The following is a 15,380-nucleotide window of genomic DNA, read 5'->3' as shown; positions in this document are numbered from 1 at the left end:
AACGAACCCGCGCTTTTTCCGGTGAACATGCCTTGCAGACGCTGGAAATCCGGCATCCCTTGCGGTTGATGCAGTCATTGAACGGCCTGCCGTAGGCTCCGCTTTTCTTAAATACCAGGTGAGAGCGGACCTCTTTCGAGACGGTGGAGCAGTCCTTACCGATCCTCTCGCCGATGCCCTTGAAGGAATTCCCCTCCTTGAGACCAGCCTCGATCAAGAGCCGATCATCAAGGGTAAGCTGCTTATATTTAGTCATGGATCCTCCTGTTCTGGTCGGAGCAACAGGTGGTGGACCAAGACCTCCATTATAATACTTTTTCAGAAGAATTAACTTCCATCCCATTCTTCGGAAGAATTAAGTTCCACCTTTCAGATTTCCAGGTGGAACTTCGAATAGCAATTAACACCTGCGCCAAAACCTGCCGCGGAAATCGCATCCGCCCAGGCTATGTCTTGCAAATTGCGGGAGCAGGCATTATAATTAGGCGCGAAATAGGGGAATTTCCGTCCCCATACCGGGGGCGGAGAGTGGGAGACAGAGAGACAGCGTTCGTCGGGAACGCTTTGTTTTTTGCCCGGCATAGGGGAGAGATGGAACAGCAATTTATCATGAGGGGCGGACATCCGCTCCGCGGAGAAGTGGTGATCGGGGGCGCAAAGAACGCGGCCCTTGGCCTGATAGCGGCGGCAATCCTTACAGATGATACCGTGGTGATCGAGAATCTCCCGGACGTCCGCGATGTCAATGTTATGCTGGATGTCCTGAGAGAGCTGGGGGCGGCGGTGGAGCGCACGGGGAGCCATACGGTTTCCATCTGTGCGGCGGGGATCCGGGAGCTCAGCATCAACGATGAGTTTATCCGGAGGATCCGCGCCTCCTATTACTTTATCGGGGCACTGCTTGGGAAGTATCACAGCGCGGTCGTACCGCTCCCGGGGGGCTGCGCGATCGGTTCCCGCCCTATCGATCAGCATTTGAAGGGCTTTCGCGCGCTCGGCACGGATATCCGGATTCAGAACGGCTGCGTCGTCGCGGAGGCGAAGGACGGCCTTAAGGGTACGCACATTTACCTGGATGTCGTATCGGTCGGCGCGACGATCAATATCATGCTGGCGGCTGTGCTTTCGGAGAGGAAGACGACGATCGAAAATGTCGCGAAGGAGCCGCATATCGTGGATGTCGCGAATTTCCTGAACAGTATGGGGGCGAATATCCGCGGGGCGGGGACCGACACGATCCGCATCCGCGGGGTAAAGCGGCTCCACGGTACGAGCTATGCCGTGATTCCGGATCAGATCGAGGCGGGGACCTTCATGTGTGCCGCTGCGGCAAGCCGCGGGGATATCCTCATCAAAAATGTCATCCCCAAGCACCTGGAGTCCATCTCCGCAAAGCTCGTCGAGATGGGGAATACGGTCGTGGAATACGATGAATCCATCCGCGTGATCGGAAGCGCCGTACAGCGTCCGACGGATGTAAAGACCCTGCCCTACCCGGGCTTCCCCACCGATATGCAGCCGCAGATCTCGGTGACACTCGGCCTTGCGAGGGGGATTTCCGTCGTGACGGAATCGATCTTTGAGAGCCGCTTTAAGTATGTCGATGAGCTCGCGAGGATGGGGGGAGCGATCAAGGTGGAGGGGAATGTCTCCATCATAGACGGCATCCGGTCCTATACGGGGGCTTCGGTCAATGCGCTGGATCTTCGGGCCGGGGCGGCTCTCGTCATCGCGGGACTCTGTGCAGAGGGCATTACCACGGTGCGAGAGATCGGCTATATCCAGAGGGGCTATGAGCACTTTGAGCGAAAGCTCCAGGCTCTTGGCGCGGAGATCCAGCTTGTGGAGGACGAGAGAGAGGCGCAGAAATTCCGGATGAGAGTGGGCTAGGGGATGGAGCACTCTCCCCGGGGGCTATGGCAGAAGAGATTCGGAAAGGGAGAGGAAATCAGTATGAGAGTAAAAAACGGGAAGAGAATCGGGAGAGCGGGGCTTTGTGTTCTGCTTTCTTTTTTGGCCTTGACAGCTTGCTCTCCTCAGAAAAAGGGAGAGGAGCGGGGAAAGGAGAAAGAGAGCACAGAAAAAAGCACGGAAAAGAGCACAGAGGCGCCTTCCGGTGCGGCAGCGGGTGAGAAAAAGGAGGAAGGAGCAAAAAAGGGAGAGGGAAGCAAGAAGGAGGAACAGCCCCCCGAGCTCCTCTCCGCGCTGGAAGAGATCAGCAAGGTGAATTATGAGAAAAAGGAGAACACCTCCTCTTTGAAGGATGAAAATGCGGTCCTCAAAAGCGCGGGTCCCATCGCGGTCTATATTCCAAAGGAGGGATATTATATCTATGACGATCCGGAGAAAATCCAGGCTTGTGTCACGGTATCCGACGAGCGGCGCTATGCCAATGTGACGCTCAAGACCGAGGAGGGCAGCAGTCCATTCGTCCGGAATTATAAGAACCGCTTCTATAGTTTGGAGGATACTTATTTTGGTCCGGAGGACTCAGAAGATTTGCAGGAAAAACTGATCGATCTGGATGGGACGAAATGGCTCAGAGTCTCCTACAAAAAAATCTCCAGGAGCAAGGATGGTGACAGCTCAAAAGATGTTGAGAACGACTTTGTGATTTTTCAAAGCTTTTTGCAGAACAGATTGGTAGAGCTTTGCTTCGAGCATATGCTGACCGCGGATCAGTACAAGGGCTTTACGGGTGAGCCCTTCACGGAGGAGGGGATGGAGGAGATCGTGAAATCCGTGCACACGGTGCCGGTGGAGGTGCCGGACGCCGTGCGCCTGGATTCCCTCTCCATCGTGGATAAAAAGGCGGTGAAGGCGGACAAAAATCCGGGATATACGGAGCGGATGGAGAAGATCAAGCTGGATCCTGATGTGGATCAGAAGAAGTGGAAGCTGAAGGATCATCCGGATATAGTTTCTCTGCTGGATGGATATCTTTCGGATCTTAAGAAGGTGGATCCAAAGAGCCTGGAGGATGTCTCCTCCTTCTCGGGCGGCGTCGTCACGCTGTCCCATAAGGAAAAGGATAAGGAAGTCAGCATGAAGATCCCGGAGATCTATAACTCCGGGAAAACGGGTCCTCTCTACCACTTCCATAGGAATACGATAGACTATAATCCGGAATACGGGATCGAGGTCTCCGTGTCCGCCGGGAGAGAGCCGGAGCGAAAGAGCTTTGCCTCCAATTTTGTGGTGGGGCACTTCATCCGGGAGGAGGAGGCAGGAGTTCAGGTCGTCGGGGACCGCGGCTTTCTCGTTTTGCTCCAGCTGGATGAGAGCACACTGCCCGCCTATACGATGCTTCGGAAGACGGCCATCACCTATGCCGACGGAGTCATCGTGGAAGTTGACTTTTCCATTCCGGAGGCAGAGCTCTCACCGCTCAACGAGACAGAGCTTGAGATTTTGAAATCCATCTCCATACAGGAGAAGTCGGATGCAAAGAAAAATTGAGGGGATACGGCAGTCTGATTTTTCCTCTCTGACAGATTTCGAAAGCGAAGTGTCAGGAAAAGTTTAAAGTATTCCTTTCCGCCTTGTAGTATTATGATCCCAATACCTTTGCTCCAATCCGCGGAAGGCGGGAGGAGCCCATGAGGACGGGAATGTCGGAGGCTTCGGCTTCGGCGCAGAGCCTTCTTTTTGCGGGGCTCTCCTGAGCGCCCTGCGGGGAGGCTTATCCCGGAATGAGGCGGAAAGGATGGAATATGGTCAGACAGGATGATGATCGGAGGGAGAGACGGGGCTTTGAGAACTGCGCCTTCGGGGGCGTGCTGCTGTTTTTCCTCTTTCTGATCTTTTTTATGGTCTTTCTGGAGCCCGCTCTTGGCTTCTTCTCCTATGCCGCGGATTCGGCATCCTCGGAGAAGGAGCTTCGCGGCGTATGGTTTTCCTACCTCGACTGGAATGAGATGCCGAAGTCGGAGGCGGAATTCAAGGAGCGGGCGGACAGGGTAATGACGGAGATCCAGGCAGAGGGGATGAATGCGATTTTCTGCCATGTCCACAGCCATTCGGACAGCTACGGACAGAAGCTCCAGAGCTTTCCGGCCTCCCGCTTTATGGTGACAAAGGAGAAGAGCCCTTCCTTCGATCCGCTCGCGTATATGATCGAGAGCGCGCATCGGCACGGCCTTCGCTTTCACGCCTGGGTCAATCCCTATCGGGTGAGCGGCTATCTCGTGAAATGGGCCGACATCCCGGAGAGCTCGATCGTGAAGAAATGGGCGGCGGACCCGGCGAAAAAGAGAAATGTCCTCCTTCACGGGGGAGAGTATTATCTGAATCCGTCCAGTGAGGAGGTGCGGAATTATCTCACGGGGGCGATCCGGGAGCTCTGCGCGAATTACGATATCGACGGCGTTCAGTTTGACGACTACTTCTATCCCGCGCTCGATGACAGCGATCCGGAGAAGAGCTTTGATAAGGCGGATTATGAGAGCTCCGGCTCCACGCTCTCCCTCTCCGACTGGAGGAGGGACAATGTCTCAAAGCTCGTCCTCGCGGTGCACAGGACGGTGCATGAAGTGAAGAAGGATGCGGTCTTCGGCGTGAGCCCGGTCCCCCTTCTCTCCAGCCTCCGGAGTGAGAAGGCCTACTTTGTGGATATCGACCGCTGGATGTCCTCCGCCGATTATGTGGACTATATCATGCCGCAGATCTACCACGGCTTTGAGGCGAAAACCGGGAAGGGAACGCCGGCGAAGCATGCCTATGCCGAGTGCCTTGCGAGCTGGGTAAAGCTGAAGAGGGAGAAGAAGAGTCCGGTCAAGCTCATGGTGGGACTGGCTCTCTATAAGGCGGGGACGAAGAGCTGGGACGGAAACAGCACGCCGGAGTGGCTCCGCTTCCAGGACATTCTCGCAAGAGAGGTCAGGGCCGCGCGGGAGAGCGGGGAGGTCCAGGGCTTTGGCATCTTCGACTATCAGAATTTCGACGATGCGGCCGCTCAGCCGGAGCTTCAGAATCTCCGGAAGGTCTTTTCGGAATAGCCTGGGGAAGGACCGGGAGCTAAGGGAGAGGAGAAGGCCGCGCCGCCTTTTTGCGGCATCCTCCCGGGATCAGGGGCAGAGACTGCCCCCGGAAAAGAAGGACTTGACATTTTCTTCCCGGAACGGTATCATTGCGATAAAATTAAACGATTTTTAAGACAAAACCAATATATGATTTTGTCATTAAAAGAGAATTGCCATGGAAGGGAAACTGGGAGGAAAAGAGGATGTTCAAGAAGGGACTTGTTGTTTGTGCACTTGCGGCGGTAATGACGATGGGGATGACGGCGGCGGCTTTTGCCGGCAGCAGCGATGCCTTTTCTGTCTATCCGGTAAACGGCGGCTCCGGCTATGATAATATCGACGGCCCGGAGGCCCCGAGGAAGGGCGAGTGGAGGAAGTATTCCAACGGAAAGTGGGCCTATCAGTATCCGAACGGAACCTGGGCGGCGAACTGGTGCTTCCTGGATTATAAGGGAAGAGGGGACTGGTATTATTTCGATGAGAAGGGATGGATGCAGACCGGCTGGCTGACAGATAATTCCGGGACCTACTACCTGCAGCCGGAGTCCGATGGACAGCAGGGCCGCATGTATGTGGGAGAGCATATCATCGACGGAAAGTCCTATCGCTTCGAGACGCGGCAGAAGCACTGGATCGGGCATCTTCTGAAGGAGGAGACCAAGACAGAAGATGAGAGCCTCAAGATCGCGAAGCCGAATCTGAAAAAATAGCATCGGAATTATGATCCAGGGAAGGTACCGGAGCGGCTGTCGAAACGGCCGCCCCGGTACTTCTTTTTATGACGGAGGGGAGGAGGGAGCAATGCTTCGAAAGATCATCGCCTTATTATTCATCGCGCTGCTGCTTTTCTTTATCGTTCAGAGCGCGAGACTTCTGCTCCGCGTCCATCAGCGGGAGAAGGGGCGGACAGAATCCGCGCTCCCGGGCCCTTCGGCGCTCTCTCAGCGCCGCTTTTGACAGGCTGGGACAGGGCGGTGCATGAGGCGGAGCAGGAAGAGGGAAGTGAGTGCGCGGGATGGCGAGAGCATCGGAGGAGAGAATTCGGGAGCGGAGGGGAGAGATTCTCGGGGCCTGCGAGAGGCTGTACCGGGAGCGGTCCTTTAAGGAAGTGACGATCAAGGAGATCAGCAAGGAGACGAGCTTCTCCCGCCCCAGCATTTACAATTATTTTGAGACGAGGGAGGAGATCTTTCTCGCGCTTTTGCAAAGGGAGTACGAGAGCTGGACGGAAGGCCTCCGCAGGATCTGCGGCGAAGAAGAGCTCAGCAGAGAGGAGCTCTCGGAGGGGATATCCCGGAGTCTTTCGGAGCGGGAGCTGCTCCTTCGGATTCAGGCGATGAATCTCTATGAGATCGAGGAGCACAGCAGAGAGGAGCGGCTCGAGGACTATAAGAGGGTGTATCTCTCCGCAGTGGAGGAGATACGGCGCTGCCTGCGCCGGACGAAGCCTCCCCTCTCGGAGGAGGAGATACGGGACTTTATCTATGCTTTCTTTCCCTTTATGTACGGGATCTACCCCTATGTCCATCCGACCTGCAAGCAGTGCCGCGCTATGGACCGGGTCGGCATCTCCCACCCGGAGACGGACATCTATACGATCTGCCGGCGCTTTCTTCGGAGAATGCTCGGGCGGCGGTCTTAGATAGAATCCGCACCGCGCAGCTTCCTAGCTTAAGGAGAATTTTCCGGTGCTCTGATTTCCGGCCTGATCGCTCAGATATACCGTGATGCTCTCCGCCTTCATGGGCATGGTCACGACGCCGCTCTCTTTATTGACATCGATGGGCTTTACATTGTCCCCGTCGCTGTCCACGCCGTAGATGGAATCGAAGCTCACGCCGCTCTGCGTGTCACTGACCTGAAACTCCACATAGCCGGATCCGATGTCCACGGAGTCCTTGTCGATCACCGGGCCGGTTCTGTCCAGGAGGCTCACCTGCACATTGACACTGTCCGACATCCAGTTTATGGATTCCGCGCGGATATTGAGATTCCCGTTGTCCGAGAGAGACGCGATGTAATCCTCTCCGTCCTGCTTTAATTCTACGGGCTCCCCCTCGAGTGTCGCCTTGACATTCTTTATGGGGAGGAGGGAATGGAGGCGGATCCGGATCGAAGCGCTCTTATAGTCCGAGGTGTCCGGGTCATCGGTCGATACCGTCGGCCGGGAGATGGCCAGATAGAGGATCGCGCCGTTTATGATGAGATAGGGAAAGAGAAAGAAGAAAAAGAAGCGGAAGACGGCTTTTCCCCTTCCCTTTTTCTTTTCGCGAAGCGGCCTGCCGTAGGCATCATAGCGCATGGGTACACGGCCGGCGGAGCTTTCTTTTTTTGCTTTCATAAATTTCAGAAACCTTTCTGCGCAAAACGCAAGGAAGACGCGGGCGGATCCCGCTTTTTCAGCCTGTTAGTATAGCAAAAATTCCCTTGCCTTACAAGCATTCCCTTGCTATACTCAAGAGGTATATCTATGCTTTACGTCTTTCATCGGCGCCCGGGTTTCATTTTGGGAGGCGCGCGGATGGGCCGCCCTTCAGGGGCTTTTCTATAATACGTCGGCGCTTTGAGGCCGACGGATCCCAGTGAAAACATAAAATGAGAAAATGAATCCCCAAGGCTTAGTCACTATAGACAGGAGCCGGGACTGTGCGCTGTCTTTTCCGCCGGAGTCCCCGGTTTTTGTCGCCGGAAAAAAGAGGGAGGAAACCCTCAGCGCAAGGAGGAATGCGATATGACAGAAGAAGAGGAGAAGAAGCGCCTGGAGGAAGAGGCGGAGACAGAGAAAGAGGCGGAGAGCCCGAAGCGAAGAGGAAGAAGAAAGAGCGTCTCGGAGACAGCGAAGGAGAGCACGGCGGAGGCTCCGAAGAAGCGCCGCGGCCGTCCGCCGAAGAAGAAGGCGGAGACGGAGGCCGAGTCCCTTCCCGAAGAGACGGCGGAGACGGAGAAGAAGCCCGCAAAGCGCGGCCGTCCGCGGAAGAAGGCCCCGGAGACGGAGGAGAAGACGCAGGAGAAGAAGCCGCCCTCCTCCGAGGAGGAAGCTTTGGCCCCGGTGAAAAAAGAGGAAAAGCCTTCTGAGGAGAGAGCGGCGAAGGAGGAGGCGCTTTCGGAGGAGAGGAGCAGCCCCTCCTCCCGCAGAACCCATAGCGCCGGGGAGAAGGATGCTTCTCCTCGGGACATTGTGGACGCCATAGAGGTTGTGGCCGCGCCGATGGAGGAGCTCCCGAGGCCGAGGATTCCGCGTTCTCCCGCGGGAATCAGGACGGGGGAGAGAGCTCCGGCGAGAAGAAGAGGAGAAAGCGGAGAGAATGGACGCCCGCCTCGCTCCTTCTCCGCAGAGAGCATGGAAAAAATAGAGAGAACGGACACGAAATCCGCGGTGGAAGCCCTGACGGAGCTTCTCGCTGCCGCGAGGGAGCCCGCCGCAGAGGGAAGGGCGGAGCGGGAGACGCGTCCGGACCTGGAGCTGAGGGGCCCGGAGCTTCCTCCGATCCGCGGGGCGGAATCCAGACCGGCGGAGGGCATACTGGAGCTGGTCCCGGACAATAATTACGGCTTCATCCGCTCCAATAATTTTCTGTCCGGGGAGAATGATGTCTATGTCAGCGGGCAGATGATTCACCGCTACAATCTTCGGACCGGGGATCTCCTGATGGGAGACTCCAGGCTCAGAAGCCCGCAGGACCGCTACCGGGCTCTCATTTTCCTGAAGAAGGTCAACGGGATCCGGGTCAGTGAGCTCCCCGCGAGGAGGCAGAGCTTCGACCGGATGACCCCGATCTTCCCCAATGAGAGGATCCGCCTCGAGACAGCGGGCATTCCGAGCTCGCTTTCCCTCCGCGTCCTGGATCTCCTCGCCCCCATAGGGAAGGGGCAGAGAGGCATGATCGTATCCCCTCCGAAGGCGGGGAAGACGACGCTTTTAAAGCAGGTCGCAAAGGCCATCCTCCGGAATGAACCGGATATGCATCTTATGATCCTTCTCATTGATGAGCGGCCCGAGGAGGTCACGGATATGAGGGAGGAGGTCGTCGGGGAGAACGCGCAGGTTCTCTACTCCACCTTTGATGAGCTCCCGGAGCATCATAAGAGGGTCGCGGAGATGACGATCGAGCGGGCCAGGCGCCTCGTGGAGAGCGGGAAGGATGTCACGATTCTCCTCGATTCCATCACAAGACTCGCCCGGGCCTATAATCTTTTGGAGCCGCCGTCCGGGAGGACGCTGTCCGGCGGACTGGATCCCGCGGCGCTTCATATGCCAAAGAGCTTTTTCGGCGCGGCCAGAAATATGAGGGAGGGGGGAAGCCTCACGATTCTCGCCACCGCGCTCGTGGACACCGGCTCCCGCATGGACGATGTGGTCTATGAGGAATTCAAGGGGACCGGAAATATGGAGCTGGTTCTGAACCGCGAGCTCCAGGAGCGGAGGATCTTCCCCGCGATCGATATCCTGAAGTCCGGGACGAGAAGAGACGATCTTTTGCTCACGGAGCTGGAGAGAAAGGCGCTCGACATCATCCACCAGCAGACCAGTGAGGAAAAGAAGGGCTCCGTCGAGGAGGTTTTGAGCCTTTTCGAGCGGACAGAGAATAATGAGGAGCTCTGCCGGGCTCTGGTCGAGAATAAGCCCATCCTCTCCCGGAAGGTCATAAAAATCAATCAGCGCTGAGGCCTGTCCTGTAACCTCCGCCCCGCGCTTCCTGTCCCTTATAAGGTGCAGGCACTTCTCCGTGCTTTTTCGGGGACTGCCCGCTGAGACGGCAAAGGACGGGATCGGGGACATGCCCCGGAAATGGAGGTTTTTATGAAAAAAGGCATCGTTTTAATGGCGGCACTGCTTTCTGCTCTGGCTTTCTCTGCCTGCGGGCAGCAGACAGCCTCTCAGTCTGTGAAGGCGGAGACGGAGACGGCAGCAACGGAAGAGAAGAAGGAAAGCAAGGAGATCACCGTCTCCGAGGGGGCGGAGAGCGAAAAGGCCGATACCAAGAAGGATGAGGCCGGAGGAGAAGAGAAGGCGGAAAAGAAGGAGACGCTCAAGGGAAAGCTCTCCGACAAGAAGGACTTTATGATCACGATCGATACCGCGGACGGCAAGAGCTACGCGCTCAGCTTCGATGAGAAGGAAGCGCCGGCGGGGCTTGACAAGGTCAAGGTGGGAGATGAGGTCGAGGTCAGCTATTCCGGGACGCTCTCCGAGGTGGACAGCTTCACGGGGAAGGTCTATTCCGTCAGTGCAGTAAAGAAGTAAGTCCCCGGAATTCGCCGGGGCAGGCGGGAAGGGCACGAATGTCAGACGAAGAAATCATCAGGCTGTATTTTTCGCGGGATGAAGCCGCGATCCTCGCAAGTCAGGAGCGCTACGGAGCGTATTGCAGAAAAACCGCCGCCAATGTCCTGTCCTCTTCGGAGGATATCGAGGAGTGCCTGAATGATACCTGGCTCCGTGCCTGGAACGCGATTCCGCCGGAGCGTCCGCGGGTTCTCCGGGCCTGGCTCGCCCGCGTGACGAAAAATCTCGCGATCAATCTCTTTAAGAAGCAGCGCGCGGAGAAGCGGGGAACGGGAGAGTTCACGGCGGCCCTGGACGAGCTCACGGATATGGTCTCCCTCTCCCGGGACAATGTCTCGGAGCAGCTGAACCGTGAGGCGCTGACAGAGTGTATCGAGAACTTTCTGCGGGGCGAGTCCGCGAGTGCGAGGCGCTATTTCATCCGGCGCTACTTCTACACAGAGAGTATCGCCGAGATTGCAGAGCGCTTCCACGCCGGGGAGAGCGCGGTGAAGGTGAGCCTTCACCGGACGAGGAAGGCGCTCCGGGAGGTCCTCGAGAAAGAGGGTTTTTTATGAAAGGGATAGATCTGATGGAGGCGATCGCAAATCTCGACGAGAGGATGATCGCGGATTCAGACGGAGAGCCTCTGGGAGAAGCGGACAGGAGAAGGCCGGCAGCGCTTTTCGGAGGATCCGCTTTGCTTCGGGGGATCCTTACGGCGGCGGCCTGTGTACTGCTCTTCAGCATCGTCCTGCCAAACAGCGGGGGGGAGCAGGCCTACGCACTTCAGAATATACCGCTCATCGGCTCTTATTTTCAGCTTGTGACCTTCCGGAAATACTCTTTTCAGGGGAAGGGGCACAGCGCCGAGGTGAGTATCCCGAAGCTCGAAGCGTCGTCCTCGGTCAATTCTGAGGCGGCGGAGGAGGTAAACCGTAAGATTACGGAGATCAGCGACAGGCTGATCTCGGAATTTAAGGAGGAGGCGAAGGAGGAGGGCTATTCCAGCCTGGAGATTTCCTCGAAGCTCCTTCTCGATGATGATAGCTTTTACTGTCTCCGCCTCACGGCGCTCAGCACGGCGGCGGACAGCTATGAGGAGAACAGGTACTATACCATCCGAAAGAGTGACGGGAAGCTTCTGTCCCTGAAGGACCTCTTCCTCCCCGGCACGGATTATGAGTCGGAGATCAACGCGGAGCTCCGGCGACAGATGCAGGAGGAGATGGAGAGGGATCCCGGGAAGAAATACTGGCTCGACGATCCGGAGATGCAGGAGAACAATTTCCGGGGAATCCGGGAGGATCAGGCCTTTTATCTGAATGAGAAGGGAGAGCTGATTCTGAGCTTTCCGGAGGGGGAGATCGCACCGATGTACATGGGGGAGTGCCGCTTTCTGATGCCCTCGGGACTCGGCGGCTTTTCTCCCAAATAGAAACTTGCCATTCCGCTGAATTTATGGTACGGTATCCGGGTTACAGCTTTATGCTGGACGAGAGGATAGAGGGATCGGGGAAAGTCCCGAGAGAGAAAGAGCATGGTCGGAAACCATGCGGAAAGAGGAGAAGATGAAGGAAGGAATTCACCCCAGCTATTATCAGGCGACCGTCACCTGCAACTGCGGAAACAGCTTTGTGACCGGCTCTACGAAGCCGGAGATCCATGTCGAGGTCTGCTCCAAATGCCATTCGTTCTACACCGGAGCGCAGAAGACCGCGGCGGCAAAGGGACGTATCGACAAGTTCAATAAGAAGTTCGGTATCCAGTAGCCAGGGGATATCTCGCGGGGGAGCAGAGCCTGTTCGGCTCTGCTCCCCGTTTCCATACAAAAGGGGGACATGGAGAAACGGCCCGGCAGTCACCGGAAGCAGAAAGGAGTTCTATGCGGGAGGGGAAGAAGACACAGATCTATTGCGGGATCGGCGGGCAGGCGGTGATCGAGGGGATCATGATGAAAAACGGCGAGGACTACGCGGTCGGCGTGCGGAAGCCGGACGGGGAGATCACTGTGAAAAAGGAGCGCTATGTCTCCCTGACGGATCGGTATCGCTTCCTGAGGCTCCCGCTGATCCGAGGCGTCTTCTCCTTCTGGGACTCTCTCCGTCTCGGGATGCGCTGCCTCAGCTTCAGCGCCTCCTTTTTTGAGGACGACGAGGGGACAGAGGCCTCGGCCTTTGAGAAGTGGATGGACAGGACCTTCGGGGAGCGCGCGGCCTCTGTGCTCTCTTCGATCGTCATCGCCTTCTCCTTTCTCGCGGCCCTCCTTCTCTTTGTGCTCCTCCCGACCCTTCTGATCGGACAGCTGAAGCGCTTTCTCCCCTCGGAGAGCCTGCTCGCTTTCCTGGAGGGGCTGCTGCGGGTCCTGATCTTCATCGCCTATTTAAAGCTGGTCTCCCGCTCGCGGGATGTCCGGAGGACCTTCGAATACCACGGGGCGGAGCATAAATGCATCAACTGCATCGAGCACGGCCTTCCGCTCACGGTGGACAATGTGGCCCTCTCCTCGAAGGAGCACAAGCGCTGCGGGACGAGCTTCCTCGTCTATGTGATGCTGATCTCGATCCTGCTCTTCATGCTGCTCCGCTTCGACAGCATCCTTTTAAAGTTTTTGTCCAGAATCCTCCTGATTCCGCTGATCGCCGGGATCAGCTATGAGCTTCTCCGCCTGGTCGGACTCTGGGACAACGCGCTGACAAGGCTGCTCTTTGTCCCCGGCATGTGGATGCAGGGGCTCACCACGAAGGAGCCGGACCGATCGGAGATCGAGGTGGCGATAGCCGCTGTGGAGGCGGTCTTTGACTGGCGGAAATGGGAGAGAGAGAAGTTCCCGGAGGAGAGCGGGGGAGCGCTGTGACGCTCCGGGAGCTTCTTCGGGAGGGAGCTTTTCGTCTCCGGGAGGCTCTCGTTCCGGATCCGGACTATGACGCGAGGCAGCTTTTGTTTCATAGCTTTTCTCTGGATGCCCCTGCCTACCTCATGAAAAGCTCTGCGGAGCTCTCTTCGCTCTTTCCCGACGAAAGAGAGAGGGAGGAGCGGACAGCGGATTTCCGGCGTCTTCTCTCGGAGAGAGCGTCCCGCATCCCGCTGCAGCAGCTTCTCGGCTATACGGATTTCTTCGGCCTTCGCTTCCGGGTGAGTGAAGCGGTGCTCTCCCCGCGGCAGGATACAGAGATCCTCGTCGAGGAGGCGCTCGCGGAGAGCACCGGAAAGCATGCACTGGATCTTTGTACGGGGAGCGGCTGTGTGGGAATCAGCCTTCTCTACTACGGGGAGTTTGAGAGCATGCTGCTCACAGACCTCTCCGCGCCTGCCCTGAGAAAAGCGGAGGAGAATGCGGAAAGACTACTTCCGCCGGAGAAAAGGGCGAGGCTCTTTCTGCTTCGATCGGACCTTTTTCAGAGGATCTCAGAGTATGAGAGGGAGAAGGGGATACAGGGTTTTGACCTGATTCTCTCGAATCCGCCCTATATTCGGAGGGGGGAGATCGAAAGTCTGGAGCCGGAGGTCTCGGAGCATGAGCCCCGCATGGCGCTGGACGGAGGCGAGGACGGGCTTTTCTTCTACCGGGAGATCGCGAGGGAGGCGCCGAAGCATCTGAGGCCCGGGGGGAGGATCTGTCTGGAGATCGGCTTCGATGAAGCAGAGGAGGTATCGGCGCTTCTCCTCTCCGCCGGCTTTTCGGAGCTTTCCCTGCGGAGGGATCTCTCCGGAAAGGACCGCGTGCTCAGCGGCATTTTCCGGGGCTGAGCTTCCGAAAGCCGGAGAATTGAGTGAGAATAGAGAAAAGAGGGGATGAGAATGTTTGAGAATCTGGAGGAGGTCCGCCGCCATTACGAGGAGCTGATGCTCTCTCTCACGAGGCCGGAGCTGAGCAATGACATCGCGCGCTATCGGAAGCTGATCCGGGAGCAGAGCGAGCTGGAGCCGCTCTATAAGACCTACCTCGCTTTTCGGAAGGCGGAGGAGAGTGAGAGGGACGCGCTGGAGCTTTTGCAGAAGGAGAAGGATCCCGAGCTTCTTGAGATGGCGAAGGAGGAGCTCCAGAATGCGAAGGAGGAGCAGAGCCTCCTCGGGGAGAAGCTTCGCCTTCTCCTCCTCCCAAAGGATGAAAATGACGATAAGAATATCGTGATGGAGATCCGCGGCGGCGCGGGAGGGGAGGAGGCCGCGCTTTTTGCGGCGGAGCTCTACCGCATGTATATGAGCTACGCGGAGCGGAGAGGCTTTCGGACGGAGCTCGTCTCCTTCCATGAGACCGGGCTCGGCGGCCTGAAGGAGGTTATATTCATTGTGGACGGGCAGGGCGCCTACTCCAGGCTGAAGTATGAATCCGGAGTCCACCGCGTGCAGAGGGTGCCGGAGACGGAATCCGGGGGCAGAATCCATACCTCTACGGCGACGGTCGCCGTCATGCCGGAGGCCGGAGAGGTGGAGGTGGAGATCAAGCCGTCCGATGTCAGGATGGAGGTCTTTCGCTCCTCCGGGGCCGGCGGACAGCATATCAACAAGACCTCCTCCGCGGTGCGCCTCATCCATATCCCGAGCGGGATGGTGGCGGAGTGCCAGGAGGAGCGCTCCCAGCTTCAGAACCGGGAAAAGGCGATGCGGCTTCTCCGTGCGAGGCTCTATGAGATTGAGTCCAGGAAGCGCCATGAGGAGAGCGCGGCGGAGAAGCGCTCCCAGCTTGGGACGGGGGAGCGCTCGGAGAAGATCCGGACCTACAATTTCCCGCAGGGCAGAGTCACGGATCACCGCATTAAGCTGAGCCTCTACTGCCTGGAGGAAATTCTCGGCGGCGATCTGGATCCGCTGATCGATCCGCTCATCACGGCGGAGCAGGCGGAGAAGCTGAGCCGGATGGAGGAAAGGATCTGAGACCGGACAGCGTCTTGGATTCCTTTTCTTCCAAAGAAGAGTCTGCCTTCGCCCGGATCGCCCTGCCTTCAGGCCTTGATCCCGGTATCGAAATCTTTCATTTTACCGTCGTCCGGCCCGGGCGATGGTATTTTTTCTTAATTTGTTATGCTCTCTTTCCTTTGCTATACTGTATAGGTGTATCGTTAAGCTTCGAAGAAGCGCGGGGGAGCGAT

At 57.2% G+C, this 15,380-nt stretch carries 16 protein-coding genes; 14 read left to right on the top strand and 2 right to left on the bottom strand.

Annotation, left to right across the window (positions count from 1 at the left end):
* Positions 1-256, bottom strand: a 256-nt coding sequence (locus GCWU000341_RS10100; RefSeq protein ID WP_009215889.1) for a helix-turn-helix domain-containing protein, incomplete at its 3' end; no start/stop codon positions are given.
* Between the two features lie 335 nt (positions 257-591).
* Here GCWU000341_RS10100 and GCWU000341_RS10095 point away from each other — a divergent pair.
* The 6 genes from GCWU000341_RS10095 to GCWU000341_RS10070 all read left to right on the top strand — a co-directional run bounded on the left by GCWU000341_RS10095 (position 592) and on the right by GCWU000341_RS10070 (position 6,663).
* Complete coding sequence (locus GCWU000341_RS10095) at positions 592-1,890, top strand: UDP-N-acetylglucosamine 1-carboxyvinyltransferase (protein WP_040654173.1); 1,299 nt, start codon at positions 592-594, stop codon at positions 1,888-1,890.
* Between the two features lie 63 nt (positions 1,891-1,953).
* Positions 1,954-3,459 carry a hypothetical protein gene (locus tag GCWU000341_RS10090; RefSeq protein ID WP_155812783.1) on the top strand — a complete coding sequence of 502 codons (1,506 nt, stop codon included), beginning with the start codon at positions 1,954-1,956 and terminating at the stop codon, positions 3,457-3,459.
* Positions 3,460-3,713: 254 nt separating this feature from the next.
* Positions 3,714-4,997, top strand: coding sequence for a glycoside hydrolase family 10 protein (locus tag GCWU000341_RS10085; protein WP_040654171.1), 1,284 nt, complete (start codon positions 3,714-3,716; stop codon positions 4,995-4,997).
* A 227-nt stretch (positions 4,998-5,224) separates the two neighbouring features.
* A complete protein-coding gene (locus GCWU000341_RS12765) occupies positions 5,225-5,731 on the top strand; it encodes a hypothetical protein (protein ID WP_009215885.1) in 507 nt (168 codons plus the stop codon).
* A gap of 91 nt (positions 5,732-5,822) precedes the next feature.
* Complete coding sequence (locus GCWU000341_RS13630) at positions 5,823-5,978, top strand: hypothetical protein (protein WP_155812781.1); 156 nt, start codon at positions 5,823-5,825, stop codon at positions 5,976-5,978.
* Between the two features lie 58 nt (positions 5,979-6,036).
* Positions 6,037-6,663, top strand: a complete 627-nt coding sequence (locus tag GCWU000341_RS10070; RefSeq protein WP_009215883.1) for a TetR family transcriptional regulator — start codon at positions 6,037-6,039, stop codon at positions 6,661-6,663.
* A gap of 24 nt (positions 6,664-6,687) precedes the next feature.
* Here GCWU000341_RS10070 and GCWU000341_RS10065 read toward each other — a convergent pair whose 3' ends face one another.
* Positions 6,688-7,362, bottom strand: coding sequence for a hypothetical protein (locus tag GCWU000341_RS10065; RefSeq protein ID WP_009215882.1), 675 nt, complete (start codon positions 7,360-7,362; stop codon positions 6,688-6,690).
* Positions 7,363-7,752: 390 nt separating this feature from the next.
* On the opposite strand from GCWU000341_RS10065, the gene rho reads away from it, so the two are divergent.
* The 8 genes from rho (at position 7,753) to prfA (ending at position 15,165) form a co-directional block, all read left to right on the top strand.
* Positions 7,753-9,687 (top strand): transcription termination factor Rho, encoded by a 1,935-nt coding sequence (rho, locus tag GCWU000341_RS12760; protein ID WP_009215880.1) that lies wholly within the window; start codon positions 7,753-7,755, stop codon positions 9,685-9,687.
* Positions 9,688-9,822: 135 nt separating this feature from the next.
* A complete protein-coding gene (locus GCWU000341_RS10050; protein WP_050761981.1) occupies positions 9,823-10,266 on the top strand; it encodes a hypothetical protein in 444 nt (147 codons plus the stop codon).
* A gap of 38 nt (positions 10,267-10,304) precedes the next feature.
* The gene (locus GCWU000341_RS10045) at positions 10,305-10,865 is read left to right on the top strand and encodes an RNA polymerase sigma factor (protein WP_009215878.1); all 561 of its coding nucleotides are present in this window, start codon (positions 10,305-10,307) and stop codon (positions 10,863-10,865) included.
* A complete protein-coding gene (locus GCWU000341_RS10040; RefSeq protein ID WP_009215877.1) occupies positions 10,862-11,725 on the top strand; it encodes an RsiV family protein in 864 nt (287 codons plus the stop codon). The genes GCWU000341_RS10045 and GCWU000341_RS10040 overlap by 4 nt, the downstream gene beginning before the upstream one ends.
* A gap of 133 nt (positions 11,726-11,858) precedes the next feature.
* Positions 11,859-12,059, top strand: coding sequence for a 50S ribosomal protein L31 (rpmE, locus tag GCWU000341_RS10035; RefSeq protein ID WP_036600279.1), 201 nt, complete (start codon positions 11,859-11,861; stop codon positions 12,057-12,059).
* A gap of 113 nt (positions 12,060-12,172) precedes the next feature.
* Entirely contained in the window at positions 12,173-13,144 is a 972-nt protein-coding gene (locus GCWU000341_RS10030) for a DUF1385 domain-containing protein (protein WP_009215875.1), read from the top strand.
* Positions 13,099-14,037: a peptide chain release factor N(5)-glutamine methyltransferase gene (gene prmC, locus GCWU000341_RS10025; protein WP_050761980.1), complete on the top strand. Its 939-nt coding sequence runs from the start codon at positions 13,099-13,101 to the stop codon at positions 14,035-14,037. The genes GCWU000341_RS10030 and prmC overlap by 46 nt, the downstream gene beginning before the upstream one ends.
* A 51-nt stretch (positions 14,038-14,088) precedes the next feature.
* Positions 14,089-15,165, top strand: coding sequence for a peptide chain release factor 1 (gene prfA, locus GCWU000341_RS10020; RefSeq protein WP_036600239.1), 1,077 nt, complete (start codon positions 14,089-14,091; stop codon positions 15,163-15,165).
* The last annotated feature ends 215 nt before the right edge of the window (positions 15,166-15,380 follow it).

This window comes from Oribacterium sp. oral taxon 078 str. F0262 (assembly GCF_000160135.1).
In the GTDB taxonomy this organism is placed as follows: Bacteria; Bacillota; Clostridia; order Lachnospirales; family Lachnospiraceae; genus Oribacterium.
Note: the sequence above shows the minus strand (reverse complement) of the source record. Positions and strands in the feature narration are given on the sequence as shown.